General features: G+C 39.8%; 14 protein-coding genes. 7 read left to right on the plus strand and 7 right to left on the minus strand.

The window, feature by feature from the left end; genetic code table 11:
- Positions 1-31: 31 nt before the first annotated feature.
- The 7 genes from Q4534_RS13550 to lpdA all read left to right on the plus strand — a co-directional run bounded on the left by Q4534_RS13550 (position 32) and on the right by lpdA (position 12,356).
- Positions 32-3,001 (plus strand): glycoside hydrolase family 3 N-terminal domain-containing protein, encoded by a 2,970-nt coding sequence (locus Q4534_RS13550; protein ID WP_303613681.1) that lies wholly within the window; start codon positions 32-34, stop codon positions 2,999-3,001.
- A gap of 63 nt (positions 3,002-3,064) precedes the next feature.
- Positions 3,065-4,207, plus strand: a complete 1,143-nt coding sequence (bshA, locus tag Q4534_RS13555) for an N-acetyl-alpha-D-glucosaminyl L-malate synthase BshA (RefSeq protein ID WP_303613682.1) — start codon at positions 3,065-3,067, stop codon at positions 4,205-4,207.
- 148 nt (positions 4,208-4,355) lie between these two features.
- Entirely contained in the window at positions 4,356-4,979 is a 624-nt protein-coding gene (locus Q4534_RS13560; RefSeq protein WP_303613683.1) for a sterol desaturase family protein, read from the plus strand.
- A 327-nt stretch (positions 4,980-5,306) separates the two neighbouring features.
- On the plus strand, positions 5,307-6,128 hold the full coding sequence (locus tag Q4534_RS13565; protein WP_303613684.1) for an NAD(P)H-binding protein: 822 nt from the start codon (positions 5,307-5,309) through the stop codon (positions 6,126-6,128).
- A 321-nt stretch (positions 6,129-6,449) separates the two neighbouring features.
- Positions 6,450-9,242 (plus strand): 2-oxoglutarate dehydrogenase E1 component, encoded by a 2,793-nt coding sequence (locus Q4534_RS13570; RefSeq protein WP_303613685.1) that lies wholly within the window; start codon positions 6,450-6,452, stop codon positions 9,240-9,242.
- A gap of 87 nt (positions 9,243-9,329) precedes the next feature.
- Complete coding sequence (gene odhB, locus Q4534_RS13575; protein ID WP_303613686.1) at positions 9,330-10,895, plus strand: 2-oxoglutarate dehydrogenase complex dihydrolipoyllysine-residue succinyltransferase; 1,566 nt, start codon at positions 9,330-9,332, stop codon at positions 10,893-10,895.
- A 63-nt stretch (positions 10,896-10,958) separates the two neighbouring features.
- Positions 10,959-12,356: a dihydrolipoyl dehydrogenase gene (gene lpdA / locus Q4534_RS13580; protein WP_303613687.1), complete on the plus strand. Its 1,398-nt coding sequence runs from the start codon at positions 10,959-10,961 to the stop codon at positions 12,354-12,356.
- Positions 12,357-12,429: 73 nt separating this feature from the next.
- Here the strand turns inward: lpdA and Q4534_RS13585 are convergent, their stop codons facing one another.
- The 7 genes from Q4534_RS13585 to Q4534_RS13615 all read right to left on the minus strand — a co-directional run bounded on the left by Q4534_RS13585 (position 12,430) and on the right by Q4534_RS13615 (position 20,969).
- The gene (locus Q4534_RS13585) at positions 12,430-12,864 is read right to left on the minus strand and encodes a universal stress protein (RefSeq protein WP_303613688.1); all 435 of its coding nucleotides are present in this window, start codon (positions 12,862-12,864) and stop codon (positions 12,430-12,432) included.
- A gap of 445 nt (positions 12,865-13,309) precedes the next feature.
- On the minus strand, positions 13,310-14,305 hold the full coding sequence (locus tag Q4534_RS13590; protein ID WP_303613689.1) for an aldo/keto reductase: 996 nt from the start codon (positions 14,303-14,305) through the stop codon (positions 13,310-13,312).
- 407 nt (positions 14,306-14,712) lie between these two features.
- Positions 14,713-15,747 (minus strand): serine hydrolase, encoded by a 1,035-nt coding sequence (locus tag Q4534_RS13595; RefSeq protein WP_303613690.1) that lies wholly within the window; start codon positions 15,745-15,747, stop codon positions 14,713-14,715.
- Between the two features lie 77 nt (positions 15,748-15,824).
- Entirely contained in the window at positions 15,825-17,255 is a 1,431-nt protein-coding gene (locus tag Q4534_RS13600; protein ID WP_303613691.1) for an amidohydrolase family protein, read from the minus strand.
- Entirely contained in the window at positions 17,252-17,947 is a 696-nt protein-coding gene (locus tag Q4534_RS13605) for a DUF4386 domain-containing protein (protein ID WP_303613692.1), read from the minus strand. Before Q4534_RS13605 ends, Q4534_RS13600 begins: the two co-directional genes overlap by 4 nt.
- Before the next feature lie 278 nt (positions 17,948-18,225).
- A complete protein-coding gene (locus Q4534_RS13610; protein WP_303613693.1) occupies positions 18,226-20,124 on the minus strand; it encodes a heparinase II/III family protein in 1,899 nt (632 codons plus the stop codon).
- 32 nt (positions 20,125-20,156) lie between these two features.
- The gene (locus tag Q4534_RS13615) at positions 20,157-20,969 is read right to left on the minus strand and encodes an alpha/beta hydrolase family protein (protein ID WP_303613694.1); all 813 of its coding nucleotides are present in this window, start codon (positions 20,967-20,969) and stop codon (positions 20,157-20,159) included.
- Between the last annotated feature and the right edge of the window lie 1,151 nt (positions 20,970-22,120).

Below are 22,120 nucleotides of genomic sequence, written 5' to 3' on the forward strand. Positions count from 1 at the left end.
AAATTATTACCAATAAAATTTTAACACCCCCATGTGGCAAAAAGTTTACGTAATGTTTTTCTGCTGCCTCCTATTGATAGGTTTGGTATCCGGACACGATGGTACTGAACCTAGGGATCCTTTGATAAGTAAAAATACTGTTGCGCAGCAACACTGGGTAGACAGTGTTTTTAACAGCCTTAGTTTTGAAGAGCGTCTGGGGCAGCTTTTTATGGTTGCGGCCTATTCCAACAAAGGAGCAGCTCATGTAAACAGTATTTCCAAATTAATAAAGGAAGAAAATCTAGGTGGGATCATCTTTTTTCAAGGAGGGCCTGTTCGCCAGGCAAACCTGACCAACCATTATCAATCCATAGCCAAGACCCCTTTATTTATAGCGATGGATGCCGAATGGGGAATAGGCATGCGATTGGATAGCGTATTGAATTTCCCTAAACAAATGACCCTCGGTGCGGCCAAAAACGACGCCTTGGTCTATCAAATGGGGAAAGAGATTGCCCGGCAGTTCAAGGAAATTGGCATGCATATTAACTTTGCTCCAGTGGTGGATGTGAATTCCAATCCTCTGAATCCTGTGATTGGCTATCGCTCCTTTGGAGAGGACAAACAATTGGTAAGCAATAAGTCCCTTGCCTATATGCGAGGCATGCAAGACAACGGTATTCTTGCCAATGCCAAACACTTCCCCGGTCATGGCGACACCAATTCAGACTCCCACTACACCACACCAGTGATCAATAACAGCAAGGCCAGAATAGTAGATATAGACTTGCATCCCTACAGAGAAATGATCGATCAGGGCCTGATGAGCATCATGGTGGCTCACCTGCACATTCCAAGCTTAGGCAGTGAACCAAAACTACCCACCACCTTATCCCCCAAGGTAGTAACCAATTTACTCAAAGAAGAAATGAAGTTTAAAGGGCTCATTTTTACAGATGCCCTCAATATGAAAGGGGTAAGTAGCCTTTATAAACCGGGAGAAGTAGAACTTATGGCCTTGCTTGCAGGGAACGATGTTTTGCTTTATGCAGAGGATGTGCCTAAGTCAAAAACCTTGATTATGCAAGCCGTAAAAGAGGGCAGGATAAGCCAAGAAGAAATCGACCAAAGAATAAAAAAAATACTGAATGCCAAATACTGGGCCGGACTCAACAAAAAGCAGGAGGTAAACACCCATAAATTGGTAGAGCGACTTTCGAATTTTGGAACCAAGGCCCTTATTGAACAATTGTATGCTTCCTCCCTTACAGTGGTCAGCAATGAAGATCAAGTAATCCCTGTGAAGCATTTGGATTTGGAAAATATGGCCTCCCTCACCATAGGCAGAAAAGGTGAAACCTTTAAAAAATACCTTAGTAAATATACCCAATTCAAACATTTTACATTACGCCCGAATAGCAATCAGAACAATTTTGCTGCCATGGAAAAAAATCTGGAAGAGTACAGCACCATAGTGGTGGGCGTCATGGGTATGAGCAATAATTCCAGACGAAATTTCGGATTAAAAGCTGATGAAGTAGCTTTTATCAATCGCTTACAAGAAAAACATAAGGTAATTACCGTAGTATTTGGAAATGCTTATTCCTCCAAAAATTTCAAGGATCAAAAGAACCTGATCCTTGCCTATGAAGAAAATGATTTTACCGAAAGCATTGCCCCTCAAGTGATCTTTGGTGGCAGAGAAGGATCAGGCAAACTTCCCATCAGTCAAAAAGATATCTGGCCTAAAGGCCATGGCATTGAAACAACTAGCCTGCACAGGCTTGCTTATTCTACTCCCGAAGCCCAAGGCATGAGCAGTAGGGAATTAATGAAAATTGACGCCATCATGGAGCGGGCCATTTCAGGTAAAGCTACTCCCGGCGGGTCCATCCTAATAGCAAAAAATGGAAAAGTAGTCTTCGAAAAAAATTACGGCTATTTTGATTATAGCAAAAAACAAGCGGTAGATGAGAAGACACTGTATGACCTTGCCTCGCTTACCAAGGTAATGGCCACCACCCAAGCGATCATGTTTTTAAATAGTAGGGGTTTAATAAATTTGGATGACCCATTAGAAAAACACCTACCTGAACTGGTGGGGAGCAATAAGGGAAGCATTTCCATCCGGAATATTTTAACTCATGAAGCAGGGTTGATACCATATATCCCCCATTTCACCAAGACTTTGGAAGGCAACCAGTGGAAGACAGAATACTATAGCCCCCAAAAATCGGACAATTACCCCATTGAAATCGCCGATGGAATATATGGAAACAAAGCCCTTCCTGACAGTGTATGGAAATGGACCGTGGCGTCCAATCTAAGATACAGTGGCACCAAAAGCACCAAATACAGTTATCGTTATTCGGATGTTGGAATGTATCTATTGCATCGCTTAGTCGAAAAAATGGTCAATCAGCCGATGGAGGATTTTTTGGAGCAACAGTTTTATGCTCCGCTTGGAATGAATCGTTTTGGTTACCTGCCATTAAAAAAATTTAGTCCTGACCAAATAGCTCCGACAGAACAAGACAACCTCTTTAGAAAAACCTTGGTCCAAGGGTATGTTCATGACCCGGGAGCAGCGTTATATGGAGGGGTGGCAGGTCATGCAGGCCTCTTTGGCAATGCCAATGATTTGGCTAAAATGATGCAAATGATGCTTCAAAACGGGAAATATGGAACGGATGAATTACTGGACCAAGCAACAGTAGAGAAATTCACCAACAAGCAGTCCTTCCGGAGCAGAAGAGGTTTAGGCTGGGACAAGCCGGATCCTAAAAAAGACAAAGGGCCAACAGGCAATCTTGCTTCTCCCGGAACATTTGGACATACAGGCTTCACAGGAACTGCTGCCTGGGCTGATCCGGAACACCAATTAATTTATATTTTCCTTTCCAATAGGGTCTATCCCAATGCCGGAAACAACAAACTATTGAGGGACAATGTTCGTTCTGATATTCAAGACATCATCTATGAAGCGATAGAAAATAGATTTCTTTTAGCCAATAAATGAACAAAAAAGGATAGATATCGTGTTTAAGGTTGAAATATTTAACCCACATCAAATAAAATTAAAATGAAAATTGGGATCGTTTGTTACCCCACCTTTGGTGGCAGTGGAGTAGTTGCTACCGAATTGGGCAAGGCCCTGGCTGCTAAAGGTCATCAAATTCATTTTATCACTTACAAACAGCCCACACGACTTGATTTTTTCAGTGAAAACCTCTATTACCATGAAGTAGACATTAAAAGCTATCCTCTTTTTGATCATGCGCCCTATGAGCTAGCCTTGGCCAGCAAAATGGTAAATGTTGTCAAATACGAAGAATTAGACTTGCTGCATGTCCACTATGCCATACCTCACGCATCTGCGGCCTATATGGCCAAACAGATTCTGAAAAAACAAGGCGTTATAATCCCTGTTGTCACCACCCTTCACGGTACGGACATAACTTTGGTAGGGAAAGACCCCAGCTATGAGCCGGTGGTAACCTTTAGTATCAACGAATCGGATGGTGTAACAGCCGTTTCTGAGGACTTGAAAAAGAGCACATTACTTCATTTTGACGTTAATACACATATTGAGGTCATTCCAAATTTTATAGACCTAAACCGATTCAAGCGGCAAAAAAAGGAACACTTCAAAAAAGCCATCTGTCCTAATGATGAAAAACTGATGGTACACACCTCTAACTTCCGAAAGGTAAAACGTGTACAAGATGTTATAAAGGTATTTTATGAAGTTAGGAAATCAATTCCTTCAAAATTATTGCTCGTTGGGGATGGTCCGGAGAGAGATAAAATGGAAAGGCTTTGCCGAGAGTTGGGAACATGTGAAGATGTTCGATTTTTAGGTAAATTAGAGGCCGTTGAGGAAGTGCTTTCTGTTGCAGACCTATTTATCATGCCTTCAGAAAAGGAAAGTTTTGGTTTGGCAGCCTTAGAAGCCATGGCCTGTCAAGTCCCAATTTTGACCAGTAATGTAGGAGGCATTCCGGAGTTAAACATCGATGGAGAAACCGGATTTTTATGTGAGGTCGGAGACATTGACACCATGACCAAAAAAGCTAAATTTATTTTGGCAGATGAAAATTTAGCAAATTTTAAAAATAATGCATTGGCGCGTGCAAAAACATTCGATGTCACCGCCATACTCCCTTTATATGAAGATTTTTATCAAAAGACAATAGAAAAAACTTATTCATCATTAAAAAACTGATGGAAATCAGTAATAATTTTGCTATAAAAATGAAACTGTTTGACGTATGAGTGACGTTAAATGAATAAATTATTACAAGTAGCCTTTCTTTTCCTTAAATTAGGCATCATAATTGAAAAAGATCTTTGGATAAAACCGCAATCAAGTAATGAAAAAAATTGGAAGATTGGACCGTCCCGATAATAGCGGAACAGCTAAAATGTTCGCCAACCCAGTTTTGGAACGTTTGAGCAGGACACATATTAGTATCCCTATTGCTTTATTTTTAGGTGTAGGTGTATACTCATTCTATGTCGGAGTATCCTCAACAAACATCCCTTTTATTGAAGCGCTCGGTTTGTTTTTTGGCGGATATTTTGTCTTCACTTTGGTTGAATATCTTCTCCACAGATACCTCTACCATATGGTTCCTGACACCAAATTTAAGGACAAACTGCAATACAACGTGCATGGAGTTCATCACGATTATCCCAAAGACAAAGACAGGTTGGCCATGCCTCCTTTTATATCGGGTTTATATGCGGTGATTTTATACTTTCTGTTTAATTTTTTAATGGGAGAACTGTCTTGGTATTTTCTCCCCGGTTTCTTGGTAGGATATGCCTCGTATTTAGGGGTTCATTATATTGTTCACGCCTTCCAGCCTCCAAAAAATTTCTTAAAAGTATTGTGGGTAAATCATGCCATTCATCATTATAAAGACCCCGACGTTGCCTTTGGTGTTAGTACGCCTATTTGGGATTATGTTTTCGGAACAGCACCAAAAAATTAAGCCAAAGAAAAAATATTTTACCATGCGGAATATCTAATTCCATATCAAACCACAAAAACCACCATATATTGGTGGTTTTTGTATGTTAAACCTGCATGATATAATCGGATTGTTAATGTCTTTCCTGAACTTTCTCAGGGAAGGTTGAAACCAAAAAAAATCAAGCTGTTTGATGAGTGTTAAAACAATGGGCAACTACTTGGGCCTTTAATCGTTGCAGTGAAGAAGCCATGAATAGCTTTCATATAAAGTTAAGGTTGTTTTTTTTCATATTGAAAATCAAAGGTCTTAAAAACTTCCGGTTTTATAGACCATAAAAAAAATCAAATGACTGTTAGTATCATAGGAATGGGTTGGCTTGGGATTCCCTTGGCTGAGGTCTTGAGAGAAAAGGGCATTGCCGTAAAGGGAACAACCACTAATCCTGAAAAAGAGCAATCCTTGAGGAAGCAAGGTTTTGAATGCGAGCAACTGCTACTAAACCCTGAATTGGAAGGCCCAGTTCCTAAAAAAATTTTTAATACAGACATTCTATTTATAAACATCCCTCCTTCTACCCGGAGTAAACCCAGCTCTTTTCATCCAAGACAAATTGAGCTAATCAAGGGATTGGCGCAAGCACATGGAATAAAAAAGGTTATATACGTCAGTTCTACTTCTGTTTACCCCAACAAAAATCAAGTAGCAACAGAAGCAGACCCCCTCAACCATGCGAACACAGGGAATCCTGCTCTATTGAATGCAGAAAACCTATTGTGGAAAAACAAAACCTATGACTTGACAGTTATTCGTTTTGGAGGTCTATTGGGTGACAACAGAATCCCGGGAAAATATTTTAGTGGCAAAGAAAATGTTCCGGGCCATCCTCCTGTCAACTACATTCACAGAAAAGATGCCGTTAACGCTGTGCTCTGGATAATAGAAAAGAATTTATGGAATGAAACATATAATATTGTATGTCCTAAACATCCGGAAAAAAAGGCCGTTTTAGAAAAAAATGCTATAGACATTGGCTTTGCCCCACCTGTCAATTACGAAAAACCGAAAAAGCAAGAATGGAAGGAAATTGCAGCTGATAAATGGTGCCTAACAAAATTTCAATTTGTCTATGACAACCCGCTTGATTTCACCTATACTGCTAATGAATAGATAAATTAAGCTTTTAGTAAGCACTCAATAGGCTTTCAAAAGCGAAATATGACTGGTAAAATTAATTTTAAAGATAAAAAAAATAAAAAATTTGTTTGAATTTGCCCAATATCCTGAAAATAAAGGCCAATTAACCCGAAGCAACTTTCATAAATCCTAATGGATAAAAATTATATTTTATCAAGCGAAATAATTCCGTTCATTCTATGGTCTCAATTTATAATAAGTACTGATAATCAGTCTTATTCGCTTATCCGCATATGCGGTTTTTATTAAATAACTTAATCACCTAATTTTGGCCCCCAATAGAAAAATAACCCCATGGATAAATACTCTTATATTTCCAATGCCCATGTAGCTTATATAGATGAGTTGTATGAGGACTATAAAAAAGACCCGGAAGCTATAGATAGCAGCTGGAAAGCTTTTTTTGATGGATTCGATTTTGCCATTAATAAATTTGGCGAAGAAGAAAACGGAGGAGCCTCAGCAGTGGCACAAACTCCGGCGAACGGTAATTTGGCAACCAAAGGCACCATCATGGACATGGAGCAATTGCCAAAAGAGATTAAAGTAAGGGCATTGATTCATGCTTACAGATCAAGAGGCCACCTCAGGTCCAAGACCAATCCTGTAAGAGAGAGAAGGGATCGCAAAGCCTTATTGGACCTTGAAGATTTTGGTTTAGAGAAAGCAGATTTAGACACCGTTTTTCAGGCAGGTAGTGAGATCGGTATAGGAGATGCTAAGCTCTCAAAAATAATTGACTCTCTGAAAATCATTTACGAGGGGTCTATGGGTTTTGAATACATGTACATCCGAGACCCGGAGATGTTGGATTGGTTCAGACTAATTATAGAAAAGGAATCTTTAGAATTTAACCCTCCACTAGAGGAGAAAAAAAGAATCCTTTTTAAATTAAATGAAGCAGTAGTATTTGAAAACTTTTTGCATACCAAATACTTGGGACAAAAAAGGTTTTCATTGGAAGGTGGAGAAAGTACTATTCCATTTTTAGATGCCTTGATTAATAAAGCCTCAGATTTAGGGGTAGAAGAAATGATGATCGGCATGGCCCATAGGGGAAGGTTAAATGTCTTGGCTAATGTCATGGGCAAAACCTACGAACAGATATTCTCCGAATTTGAAGGTACTGCAAAACCTGACCTCACCATGGGAGATGGGGATGTAAAATACCATATGGGCTTCTCTTCAGAAGTACCTACCACGAATGGGAAGCTAATGATCTTGAAACTAGCTCCTAACCCTTCCCATTTAGAGGCTGTAAATCCTGTAGTTGAAGGATTTGTAAGGGCTAAAATAGATGATCATTACAATGGTGATGAGGACAAAGCCATTCCTGTACTTATTCATGGAGATGCCGCAGTTGCCGGACAGGGAATAGTATATGAAGTGACACAGATGGCCAATCTCAAAGGATACAATACGGGAGGAACCATCCATTTTGTAATCAATAATCAAGTTGGTTTTACCACAGATTTTGATGATGCCAGAAGCTCTATTTATAGTACGGATGTAGCAAAAATTATAGATGCTCCTGTCATTCACGTGAATGGGGATGATCCTGAAGCCGTGGTTTTTGCCGCTAAAATTGCTGTTGAATTCCGTCAAAAATTTAACAGCGATATATTTATAGACATGGTCTGTTACAGACGACATGGCCACAATGAGTCTGACGAACCTAAGTTTACCCAACCTGAACTTTACAATTTGATCTCAAAGCATCCAAACCCTAGAGAGATCTACAACAAAGCTTTGTTAGAAAGAGGGCAAGTAGATGCGCAACTTGCCAAGCAAATGGACAAGGAGTTCCGTCAGCTTTTGCAAGACAGACTAGCCATGGTTAAAGTAAAACCATTGCCTTACACCATCTCTCCATTCGAAAAAGCATGGAAGGCTTTGGATTGGTCAAAACCCGAAGATTTTGAAAAATCACCAAATACATCCATAAGTGAAGAAGCCATTGAAAAAGTGGCTGAGGCGCTAACAGTACTACCTAAAGGTTTCAAGCCAATCAAACAAATAGAAGCACAACTCAGACAAAGGAAAGAGATGTTCTTCCAGAACAAATCGCTTAACTGGGCAGCTGCTGAACTATTGGCTTATGGTTCTTTATTGCTTGATGGCAAAACAGTAAGAATGACCGGACAGGATTGTGAGAGAGGTACTTTCTCACACCGGCATGCGGTTGTGCATGATGCGAGCACAAACAAACCTTATAACTCCTTAAAAGAGTTAAAAGACAGCAAAGGTCAATTTTATATTTACAATTCCCTTTTATCAGAATATGCAGTGCTAGGCTTTGAATATGGTTACTCCATGGCCAACCCTAATGCGCTAAATATTTGGGAAGCCCAGTTTGGTGATTTTGCCAATGGAGCCCAAACCATGATTGACCAATTCATTACCTCCGGGGAATCGAAATGGCAAAAAATGAATGGTTTGGTAATGCTTTTACCTCATGGATATGAAGGCCAAGGTCCGGAGCACTCCAATGCAAGACCAGAGAGGTTCTTACAATTGGCAGCTGAATACAATGTAATTGTGGCAAATATCACTGAGCCATCCAATTTCTTCCATCTATTGCGTAGGCAACTGGCATGGAATTTTAGGAAGCCTTGTATCGTCATGTCTCCCAAATCATTGCTACGCCACCCTAAAGTATTCTCACCATTAGAGGAATTCACAAATGGTAATTTTAGAGAAGTGCTATTGGATGAAACCGTGAGCCCGAAAAAAGCCAACAGAGTAGTGCTTTGTTCAGGGAAGCTCTACTATGAGTTGATTGAGATGAGGGAGAAAGAGAAAGTGGAAGACGTGGCCATCATCCGTGTTGAGCAACTTCACCCACTTCCTAAAAACCAAATCCTTAAAGCCATACAAACCTACAAGAAAGGTGTAGAGACAGTATGGGTACAAGAAGAGCCTGAGAACATGGGTTACTGGGCTTTCATTGTCAGGAATCTTTACAAAGATTTGGTAATGGATGTAATTGCAAGAAAACCTAGTGCTTCACCGGCAACAGGTTACCATAAAGTACATCTGGAAGAACAAAAGCAAATTTTGGAAAAAGCTTTAAAAATAAATTCTTAATTTCCCATTTCTTTTATCATTTACACATAAAATATTGAAATTCTGACCTGGAAGCATTTAAACAACCGGGAAAAAATCAAATAACCGATGAGTATAGTAATCAAAGTCCCAGCAGTAGGAGAGTCCATCACCGAAGTAACCATTGGCCAATGGTTTAAAAATGATGGTGAATTTGTTGAAATGGATGAAGTCATTTGCGAACTGGAATCCGACAAGGCTACTTTTGAACTTACAGCAGAATCTTCAGGAGTACTTCACCCCAAGGCAGAAGAAGGCGATACCCTAGAAATAGGCGCTGTAATTTGTGAAATTGATCCGGAAGGAAAAGAGGATGACAGTCCTCAACCTGCAGTAGCTAAAGAAACTGAAAAGGCTCCTGAAGCTGAAACAGGAAGTACTTCTGAAGCCAAAAGCACCGGAGAAACAAAAGAAATGCATGTTCCTGCTGTTGGAGAATCCATCACTGAAGTGACTTTGGCTTCTTGGATAAAAGAAGATGGAGACTATGTAGAATTGGATGAAATAATTGCTGAAGTTGATTCCGACAAAGCTACCTTTGAGTTACCTGCTGAAGCAGCCGGAATCCTCAGACATGTGGCCGGTGAAGGTGATACCCTCGAAATCGGTGGCTTAATTTGCAAAATAGAAGTAATGGAAGGCGGGGCTCCTGAAGCTGTTGAAACAACTGGAAATGCTGCTTCAGCCGAAGGAAGCAAATCAGCTACTTCTTCCAACGAAACTTACGCCACAGGCCATGCCTCTCCAGCAGCTAGTAAGATATTGTCCGAAAAAGGCATTGATCCTGCTACAGTAAAAGGTACAGGAAAAGACGGCAGAATCACTAAAGAGGATGCAGAGAAAGCAGAAAAAACCAAACCTGCGCCTACTGCACCTGCTAAACCTGCTGCTAAATCTAGCACTGCAGACGTAAAAGACAGCCCTGCGAAGGGAGATCGTTCTGAACGTCGAGAGAAAATGACATCGCTTAGGAGAACCATTTCTCGCAGATTGGTGGCTGTAAAAAATGAAACGGCCATGTTGACTACCTTCAACGAAGTCAATATGAAGCCCATCATGGACCTTAGAAAACAATACAAAGACAAGTTTAAGGAGCGTTATGAAGTCAATCTTGGATTCATGTCCTTTTTTACGAAGGCTGCTTGTATAGCCTTACAAGAATGGCCGGCAGTAAATGCTCAGATCGACGGAAATGAAATCATTTTCCATGATTATTGTGACATTTCCATTGCAGTTTCTTCCCCTAAAGGATTGGTTGTTCCTGTTATAAGGAATGCAGAGAACCTTTCCTTCTCAGGCATTGAGAAAGAGGTGGTACGCCTAGCAGTAAAAGCCCGTGATGGCAAGTTAACCATTGATGAAATGACAGGAGGTACCTTTACCCTTACCAATGGTGGGATCTTTGGTTCCATGATGTCTACCCCTATAATCAATGCTCCACAGGCTGCCATTCTTGGCATGCACAATATTGTACAAAGGCCAATGGCTGTAAACGGTGAAGTTAAAATTCTTCCCATGATGTATTTGGCATTGTCTTATGATCACAGGATCATTGATGGAAGAGAATCTGTAAGCTTCCTCGTTCGCATGAAAGAACTTCTTGAAGATCCAGCAAGATTAATGCTGGGAATTTAAACTTATTTGAAATAATTCCTTCCTACAACTTGAAACAGGAAAGGTTCTAAAATATGACAAACAATGTATGACCTAATTGTAATCGGATCTGGACCAGGAGGCTACGTTGCAGCTATTAGAGCAGCTCAACTGGGAATGAAAACCGCTATTATTGAAAAATATGCTACGCTTGGTGGCACTTGCCTAAATGTTGGATGTATACCTTCCAAGGCACTCTTGGATTCATCTGAACATTTTCACAATGCTGCCCATACTTTTGAAAACCACGGGATAAACCTGAGTTCCTTGAAAGTCAATTTCAAGCAAATGGTTAGCAGAAAGCGTGACGTTGTAAAGCAAAACGTGGAAGGCATCCAATACCTGATGAAAAAAAATAAAATTGATGTTCATCAGGGAATCGGTTCTTTTAAAGACAAAAACACTATAATCGTCACAAAAGAGGATGGGAAAACGGAGGAATTAACCGCCAAAAAGACCATCATTGCCACTGGTTCTAAACCGGCAAACTTACCGTTTATCAAGCTTGACAAAGAAAGAATCATCACTTCTACCGAGGCTCTGGAATTGAAAGAAGTTCCCAAACACCTGGTAATTATCGGTGGTGGGGTCATAGGTCTTGAGTTGGGTTCTGTTTATGCAAGATTGGGAGCGAAAGTTTCTGTAGTGGAGTACATGAATGGAATTATTCCAACCATGGATAAGACCATGGGCAAAGAGCTTCAGAAGTCCCTCAAAAAACTAGGTTTTGAATTCTATTTGAAACACAAGGTAACTGCAGTAGAAAGAAAAGGGAAAGAAGTTACCGTTTCTGCTGAAAACAGCAAAAATGAAACCATCAGCATTAAAGGGGATTATGTATTGGTTTCCATTGGTAGAAAGCCATATACTGACGGATTAAATGCGGCCGCAGCCGGTGTAAAAATCAACGACAAAGGCCAGGTAGAAGTGGATGAAAACCTTAAAACCTCTGCGGACAATATCTACGCCATCGGAGATGTTGTGAAGGGGGCCATGTTGGCACATAAAGCTGAAGAAGAAGGCGTATTTGTGGCTGAAAAATTGGCCGGACAAAAACCACATGTCAACTATTTATTAATCCCCGGAGTTGTTTACACTTGGCCTGAAGTAGCAAGCGTAGGCTATACAGAGGAGCAACTCAAGGAAAAAGGCATTAAAGTTAAAACCGGGAAATTCCCATTTATGGCCTCAGGAAGGGCAAGAGCCAGCGGGGATGTGGATGGTCTGGTAAAGGTTTTAGCTGATGCTGAAACAGATGAAATTCTTGGTGTTCATATGATTGGGCCTCGTGCAGCAGACATGATCGCTGAAGCGGTGGTGGCCATGGAATACAGGGCTTCTGCTGAAGATATCGCAAGAATGTCACATGCGCACCCAACCTATACAGAAGCTTTTAAAGAAGCCTGTTTGGGAGCCACAGACAATAGAGCTTTGCATTTATAATTGTAAGCCTCCATTTATTTTAAGGCCCTTTGATTAATTTCAAGGGGCTTTTTTATTGAAGATTGGTGCTAAGTCAGTCTAATGGAACGATAAGGACAGGTATTTTTGATTTTTTGATAATCTCAGCAGACACACTCCCCACAAAGGCCTTATAAAAAAATCCATGTTCATGATGACCTGCCATGATCAAATCAACGTTCAGCTTTTTCGATTCTTTTATTATCATTTCAATGGTAGCTCCCTGAACCAATAAGCCTTCCGAATCAACACCTCTTTTCTTGAGTGCCTCACTGTACGCTTGAACCTGTCGATGCTCCTTCCTTAGCTCCGAGGCCCTGCTGTCTCTTATGTATTCCGGACCTACATCATACCCAACAAAATCCGGATCAGGGGCAGCTATATGCATTAACCATAACTTGGAACCAAAAGCATTTGCCATTTGAAATGCCTTTTCAATTAATAACGCTTCCCCTTTATCAAAGTCTACCGTGACTAAAATATTTTTCATTTTAAATAAATTTAAAGCTTTAATAAAACCATTTAGGCCAGCACACAAGCTATATGGGTATTGCAAGGATTATTGTCTCAATATTTTGAGAGGTGCTTCAAGCATGACCCAAGCTCATGCATTAAAATAATAAGCAATATTCATGGAAAACACAAATAAATCAGTCACATACAAAGCTAAAGTTACCACTACAACCATAAAATAGAAATCACTTTCGAGCAACCATAAAAAGGTCATAAAGGCACCTCAAAAGATGAATCGAAAAAATTTCCTAGATTATTCACAGAAAAAAATTGAGCTACAAATAACCGAAAATACCTCGGCTAGTTATAGCTCAATTTATAACTGATTCTTTTAAATAAATTAAAGAGAAGTCACCCTAAGTAAAATCATTCCCTATTAATGCCATAAAGACCTCGTATAGAAAGTATTAGTTGAAAGTGGTTTAGGGAACCAATACCAATTGACTCAAATGACCATCTATTATCGCAACTTCTTCCTTCGTCAAACTAGCCTCAGTAGATTTTGCGTTTTGAATGGCTTGTTCCGCATTTCTTGCACCAACCAAGGTTACTGAAACCCCTGGCTGTTCTAGTGTCCATAAAATGACTAGCTGTGCCAAGGTGATATTTTTTTCATCGGCAATAGGCTTGATTTTATCTAAAAATTCATTGGTACGCTTAAGGTTTTCATCTTTGTAGAAAGCCCTGGTTGCACGCTGATCTCCTTCACCAAACTTATACCCCGGTTTCATTTTTCCTGTAAGCAGGCCTCTTTCCAAAGGGCTATAAGCCAAAATGCCTTTCCCATGCGCTAGGCTATATGGTACAATTTCTTTTTCAATGTCACGCAGTACCATACTATAAGGGACTTGATTGGATGCCAAGTCAATGTATTTCTCTGCCTCAGTCATTTGTTCGGCATTGTAATTACAAACCCCTGCATATCGAACTTTCCCTTGTTTGATCAGCTCAGCAACAGCTTCCATTGTTTCCTCTATCGGCGTGGTTACATCAGGCCAATGCAACTGGTAAAGATCAATATAGTCTGTACCCAATCTTTTCAAGCTATCCTCACACTCCTGGATTATGCTTTCCTTGCCCGCATATTTGTAAATGCCTATGTCTTTTCCACTGCCATCTTTGCTATTGAAGACCAATGTACCTTTTGCCAAGTCCCATCGCATGCCAAACTTGGTGAGAATCTGCATCTTGTCTCTGGGTAAATCCTTAATGGCATGCCCCACAATATCTTCACTCAAGCCCTGCCCATAGATTGGCGCAGTATCAATGGAGGTTACACCTAAATCATAAGAAGCTTGTATCGCCTCAACGGCAGTATTTTGTTCTGTGCCTCCCCATAACCAACCGCCTATGGCAAAAGAACCAAATGTGACAGCTGAAAGATTAAGATCAGTGTTGCCTAATTTTCTGTATTTCATAAAGATTTTAAAATATAATAGTTGTTAATAGTTACTCCATTTCAACCCCCTTTGTGGTTGATTGAAATGTGCGCATGGTAAACATGGATTATTTGGGAGGCTTTGTGGGCTAAACTATTGCAAAAAATCATTAACCATAATTTAAACACCTTTAGAACTGTAAACATTCCTTAGCATGCATTAAATTCTGTTTTTTTATGAAAAAGTAATCTTAACGAGTTAATAGTGAAGAGGGTATTAAATGGCTTAAGACGATAAATAGATAGTCATTAAAAAAGATTTAGGAATGCCCTTCTCCGCTACTTGCTATCAAGACCTCTAGTGCTTCGCTATTTTTATCCAACCAAATGCGAAGTAAGGGTCCTTGACAAATACCACCATTGCAGGGAAAATCTACTTTTATTTTATCACCTTTCGCGAGCTATAATTTTAACAATTCGATTGTATAAGATCTCTGATAAACTCCAATGATAGCCCTCAAAATCAGTGGTATTTACAAATTGCACCACCACGGCATCTATATCGGGATGATATTTGGCTATACTTTGGTAGCCGGGAATAAGCCCTGTATGCTCATACTTATAAATTGAAGAATAGATCTCCTGACCCCCGGGTTCAAAAAGGGATCCATCATTCAAGGCTCGTAAAAACACGGCCACATCCTCAGCGGTAGCCACCATGGAACCGTAATTCACTTCTTTTATATCTTCCGGTACACCTTTGTAATAGCCACTCATTAATTTTTCTATATTCACATCCTGAATCGAGGCAAAGGTATTTTTAATACCCAAAGGGTTAAGAATCTCTTCACGAATGCACAGAAAATTACTGATTCCGAGAACCCGTTCCTTAATTTGGGAGAGGAGTAAATAATTGGTATTGGAGTATTCATAATCTTCACCCGGCTCAAAATTAGCAGCTTGGTCAAGGATCAAATCCAAAGTCTCCTGACCATTTGTTGGCGGATCCATCCAAAAATTTGGACTGTTGGTATAGTTGGGTATGCCACTCCTGTGCTGTACCAGCATGCGTAAGGTGATTTTTTCCGCGTTTTCAATTCTTCCTACTAGCTCGGGTAAATAATTACCCAACGATTCATCCAGTGAGAGGCGATTGTCATTTACCAGCTTAGCAATGGTGACTGCTTCATACAATTTGCCGATGCTAGCAATTTTGAACAATGCCTTTGGATCAGCAGGAATTTTTTTGTCTCTGTCATGCCAACCTGCGGCATAAAATCCCGGTGCTTGACCCGCTTTATCGACATAAACAATGATCCCTTCAAAATCATGGGAAAGCGCATTGTTTAACTCTTCCTGAATAGTATTCCGGACAGGCGCTAACCAAGCAAAAACCAAAACCCAAGGAACAAACCATAAGGAAATTACGGTGCCTAGAGCTAATCCAATTCTGACGATTAATTGAGTTCTTTTATTTTTCATGACATTATGTTAAAGACAAGTTTAGATTGGTTTGATTAAAGCTCATCGCCAATTAATGGTAATGGCTGTAAATGCTATTATTCGACCAATAAATATTCTAAATACTTGAGACCTGAAGCAATCAGGTTGTTCCGTTCCATGGCGCTGTTTTTAAAGTTTATTAAGACTTCTTGGGGTAGGTATCTTCCTTGGATAAAAACACTGCTTGGCTTCCTTAATTCATTCAGATTTTCCAGAGGGTTATTTTCTACCAATACCAAATTAGCTATCTTCCCCACTTCGACTGCCCCCACTTTACCTAAAAAATCATGGGTTTTTGATGCATTGATTGTGGCGGTTTTTAGGACTTCAAAATTTGACAATCCGGCTTGTTTGTAAAAATTAAGTTCCTCATGAATAGAAAAACCGGCAGGCGTAATGCCTATTCCCGCATCCGTCCCAGCCACAATATTTACCCCGGCCTTATGAAGTTTATTAATCGCCAATAAGTGAAAATCATGCTGTGCCTTAATTCTGTTTACTACCGTAGCATCGGTCGATTTGGTCTGGCTCCACCGATCAAATTGCGCTTTACTATCTACCTTTCGTATCAGTGGGTTCATAAAAATCAGCTGCTTGGAATTTAAAATCGAATGGTCCATCAACATGCGATAAATATTATAATAAACCACCAAAGTAGGACAAAATGAGACATCAGGATGGTCTTCAAACATAGCAACTACCTCATTGAGTTTATTGGTATCCAGCTGATAATGCAATGGCTGTTGTACAATATCTTCAGCATGCTCCACCGTAACAGCCTCAGTCTCCATATGATATTCATAGGGCAATTCCGAACTGGGATGGGCTACTATGTCGAGCTCCTGTACCCTACTCTCTTTGACTATGGCATCAAAAATATCTTTTGTCAATCCATTGTAGGTTTTAATAAAATCATACCCTCTCAACTTGTACTCCTTAACCTTATCAGCTGCCTGTTGGGGGCTTTTCATTTGGAGGTTGTCGTCTCCAATAAAAACAGGTCCTGTCAATTTAGGGCTGGAGGTAAAAAATAAAGGGGCTATTATCTTTTCTTCATGAATGGCTTCTTTCATCCTTAGATGCATGGGCTGGCCCCATAAGTTTCTGACTGCCGTAACCCCATTGGCCAAGTACAAGCCCAATTCATATTCATCCCAAACATGAACATGCATATCAATTAATCCCGGTAATATATATGCTCCTTTGCCTTCAATAATGGTCCAATCTCCTGCAGGAATATTTTGTGAAATCTCTGCAATAACCCCTTCCTTAATTAAAATCATTTGATTCCTAAGCAGTGTATCTTCCGACATAGGGATTATATTCACATTCTTTATTAAATAGCTGTTTTGCGGAAAGGATTCATTTTGTTCAATGCTAAAAAAAGCAAGATTGTGCCTTTCCTGCAATAAGGAGAAAATCAAAATGGAAAGCAGAAGCATTACCGCTACCCCTAGTACTTGGAGAAACCACTTAATAAAATTCATATCAATAGCTCTTTTCTATTCAGCGCATAAGCTTTTCTTCCTTTTGTAAGCAGCCAAAATCCTAAGCCAATCTCAGCCATTGCCATAGGTAAACTCAATATTAACTCAGCCATTACTATCCCCTCAGCTAGGGATGGGAATGTTACTTTCACCAGGTTGAGCAATACATAACATAATCCGGCAAAGACAATAAGGTAACCAAATTTATTGAAATTATTTACAACTTTAGACACTACAAAACCTAAACCAATGAGGTGAAATCCAAATATGATTAATGATTTTGACCATATTAATTCAAAGGACTTTATTTTCATTAGTACTAACCCATACCTTTCTGTAGGACTGCCTAATAGCGGGACAATAGGTACCAATTGAAATATGGCGTATGCCAATCCCATTGAGTAAACAATTCTCAACATCGCGGTTAAGAGAGAAAGACCCGGGTTTAATTCCTTGAAAAAATGATGTAGGGACCAAGCCACCAAAACATCCAGTAAAAGAATAGCAGCCCAACCAATAATTCCTGTTACAAAAATATTATAGGAAGATTTTAGATTGTTGAAAGTTTCAATTGGATCTCCTTTCACAATTAACTTTTCAAAAACATAACCATAACTAAACATGGCAATTATAGCCATGGTCAAAATCGATGCTCCTGCAATCACCCCATAAGTCCTTTTACTAAAATACATAACAATCTCTTTTTAATGAGTGAATAACTGAAGGTTTTTCTTAAATTATTAACCTCAGTTTTAATTTACTCTTACAATATTAAGATCAAGTCATGGTTTAAAAGTCCTGAAAAACTTAGGATATATTCGGATTTATAATTTGGAACCTCTTGCTGTCTCATGGCGGTAATCACGCAACCACTTGATTATTCTTAAAACCAAAAAAAGGTTCAGGTAAAAACCCAAACCTTTAAATAAAATCCTAAGAAATAAAAACTGCGCTACACTTATAACTTGGCTTATTCCCCCGAAAGTTGCACGCTAATTTTTGTATCCATACCTTCTATAGTCCAGGTCGGAATCCGAAGCTCAAGTCGTTTTAGATTGTCTTTTTTGAGATCCAAGTAAAATGGAGGAGGGCTCAGTGAAATTACGGATAGACTGAACTCCGGATGGGAAAGATTTTCAATTTTTAAGCGCTTGCCATCTTGAGTCAATATGGCCCCACCTTCTACAATTTCCACATCGGCCTGCGTAATAAGCTGCCATGTTATCCTATCAGTATCTTCTGATAATACAATATCATCTTCAATCAAAAGAGACCTGGGGCCACTTTTTTTAAACCTTCGCGTCGCACTTTTCAGTTGACCTTCAAAAACCGGAGACATATCAAGGATAGCTTCCGGAAAAGCTCCGTCTTTGAATTCGACAATACTTGCTTTGCCGTCTACTCTATGAAGTTGGTCATTTACTGAAAGGGTGCTGTGTCCGAAATTATTTTTATTGATGAGTTTCCATCGCTCACAATCCTGACACCTCTCCCAAAGGTTAAAACCTGTTCTTTCTATAACTCCATAATGTTTGTTTTTACCCAAGTCCACGCTCCAACGTACCCCATCCAATTCAAAAACAAATGAACCGGCATCCATATTTCCGTGGCTAATATTGCCACGCCCTCCTTTACCTCCAAAATAAAATTTATTGGGATCATCTTCCCCTCCGGTAAAAAACACCACAGGATTTGGTCCATTTCCTGCCCATGCAGCAGGCACGGTTGTCTCACTTTTCTCTTCGTACTGGGCTATCCATACCAAGGCCGGCGCTAACAAGCGGGAGAATTTTTTCTCTTTATCATAGGGCTTCAAAAATTTTTCCTTTTCAAAAAAGGTTTTATTCCCTGTTTTAGAAGCAAACCATGCCAGGGTGGCATCTCCATTACTTCCACTACTTTCTCCACAGTCGCCATAATTATAAAACAAACCCATGGGACTATCCGACAGCACCCTAAATAGGGCACTCTCTTTAAATCCGGGATATTCCAATATTCCAAAATCACTTCCAAAGGCACTCTCAAACATGGCTGCGGTGACTACGGTAAAAGAGGTACCATACCGCCAATAGGTCGCTCCTTCAGGATACACCCCATCCGGACCATATTGGTTCAAAGCATTCTGCATGCCATCAATGGCTCTGTAAATGGTCTTGGAGGCCAACTCAGGTTCCTCCTCCGCCACTACTATCGCAGCTGCAACCATTCCACCATTGCACACCTGATTCCAATTGTTATTTCCATAGGCCCATTTAGGCGCTTTGCCATTTTCCGGCCAGCTAGGTTTGATACCTTTTTCAATCAAGGCATTTTTTGCCAATTTCACTGTAGAAGCCGGCAAATACTCCCCTACCCAATCAACAGCTAAGGCAATGCCAAGGGACATCTCTCCTACATCAAGAAAATGTTTGGGGTTCCAGGTAGGGAAATTGCAAGCTGCGATAAGCTCTTCATTGATCCTGTTTAAGACCTTAACCTCTTTCTCTATCCGATAAACCATTGCCAGCATGCCTATTCTATGTAAAAGGTCTCTGGAAATATCAAGCTGGTTGTTCTGTGACCGCTCCTCTAGAGGAATATCCAGATTAATTATCGGTTTCTCAAAAACAGCTGCTGCACCATTTTTCAAACTCTTATAGACATTCTGTACTACAGGGTCGGATTTAAGTTTTTGCTTTAGATTCTCCTCTATCTCCTTGTTTAGCACTAATCTTGGCGAGGCCTTTCTTAAATTATTTCTGAGATAAGTCTTGGAGATAGGGTTATCCAATTTTGAAGGTAACTGCTGGGCATTTAAGCTTAAGCCAACAAGCATTAGAAGCAAAGCCGATGCTATGCAGCAATGTTTTTTGTAATCATACATTTTCATAAAAGGTGGTTTTTGGGTTTATTGTTAGCGCTTTATTGGGCAAAGTAATCGTTGAAAAACAGTAGCTGGTATTTGATGGAGTTGGCCCAATAATTCCAACTGTGCCCTCCCGGGCGTTCGGTATAGTCATGGGGAATATTCCTTTCCAACAATTTGTTATGCAACCGCTTATTGGCATCGAAAAAGAAATCATCTACTCCACAGTCGAAAATAAGCTTTAGCTCTCCTCCCTTTAGAAGGTGGACCAGATTGATCACTGTATTATTCTCCCAGTTTTCCTTATGAGCTGCATAATCTCCCAATCGCTTGCTTAAATCCCAGTTTTTTGGAAAGGGACGTATGTCCACACCTCCACTCATACTTCCGGCTGCTCCCCAAGTATCTTGGTGTCTAAAAGCAAGGTAAAAGGCACCATGACCACCCATGCTGAGGCCGGTAATGGCCCTACCTGATTTTTCTGCAATGGTATTGTAGGTTTTGTCTATGCTAGTTATTAATTCCTCAGAAAGGTAGGTTTCATACCTCATGTTTTTATCAATGGGACTGTCAAAATACCAACTGGTAACATCACCATCAGGACAGACAATGATGACATTGTATTGGTCCGCATATTCTTGTATGGCAGGTACTTTGGACAGCCAGTTCGTATGATCTCCTCCTGCCCCATGAAGCAAATACAAGACAGGAAAACTTTCCTTTTGACTAGAATAATTGTCCGGAACAATGACAATGTTAGCAATTGATTTATTCATGGATGCACTGTTTACCATCACAGTATCTATCTGTGAGGCCTTAACGATTATACTTTGGCAGCAGAATAAAAGTAGGATTAATTTTAATTTCATGGTTTTCATTTAAAAGCTATCAATAGGGTAAGTCCTTTTGGTTTACCATCTAAAACTACTTTTAAAAGTAACAATAAAAAAACAAAGGATCTGTCGCTCAAAATAAATCTAGGCCATTCAACCTAAGGGTAGCTAAAAACTTGAAACAAGGTTTTCAAAAATTGAAGAGCAATGCTTAACAAAGATCAGATCGGCTATTCATAGCTTAGCTTTGATCAAGTTTTGGACCTTTTATTTGAGCACCATACAGCAAGCGTTGCCCACAAGACTCAATTGACCCAACAACCTGAATTCGCCCCATAATCTTGAGAAAATCGTCATTCCGAGACCTAACATTTTCGAAATGCAAAAATTGAAATGACGATGTGTGTTTTCAAATTACTGAACATCAATTTCTTAAATAAACATGTCATCGGTAGACTTTACCGAGGCTTTTCGTAGAGGAATTTGAAGGAATCTCAATAAATATTGAACTGCCGCACCCTTCCCCAACAGAGCCCCACAAATAGGTTTTGACGGGATAGTAATTTTTAACGGAATTGTTAATGTTGGGGCACGGTGGCCATGCCAAAACTACGAGGCGGCGTTGGACCTTGTTTTAGAAGATTTCATTTCGCTAGATTTTTCTTTGGTTCGTTTCTTTTCATCAATGCCTGCCCTGATTTATAACTCACTCAGGGCCTGCCCTGATTTATAACTCGCTCAGGGCCTGTCCTTATGCGTAGCAAGTCAGGGGAAAAGAAATGAACGGAAAACCTCCGCTTTCAGGGATGAAATCACTTTAGTAAGCAAACTCACCAGACAACGTTGAACCAATAACAGTTCTATTAATTCTTTTACTTTCCTATTAGTAAAGATTTAAAATTTGCCTGGGATAATTTTTTATATTGCAAACCAGTTTTTTACTAAACCAAGTTATATAAAATAACCATTTTTACTTTTTTGCTGCAGGTCAAAAAAGTAAGCAAAAAACCCCGCCGCTGAGTATCTTTTCGGCTAAAATTTAAGGCCTCCCGCACACAGGCAAACTCCTTAGTTTTTGGTTTTAATATTGGCCTTGTTTATTAAATGTCTACTAAACCAAAAACTTCGTCAAACAGTGCCTGTGTCCTTACCAACCCCTACTTAAATTTCTAAACGCCGAAAATCTA

The sequence above is a fragment of the Cyclobacterium sp. 1_MG-2023 genome (assembly GCF_030546805.1).
GTDB lineage: Bacteria > Bacteroidota > Bacteroidia > Cytophagales > Cyclobacteriaceae > Cyclobacterium.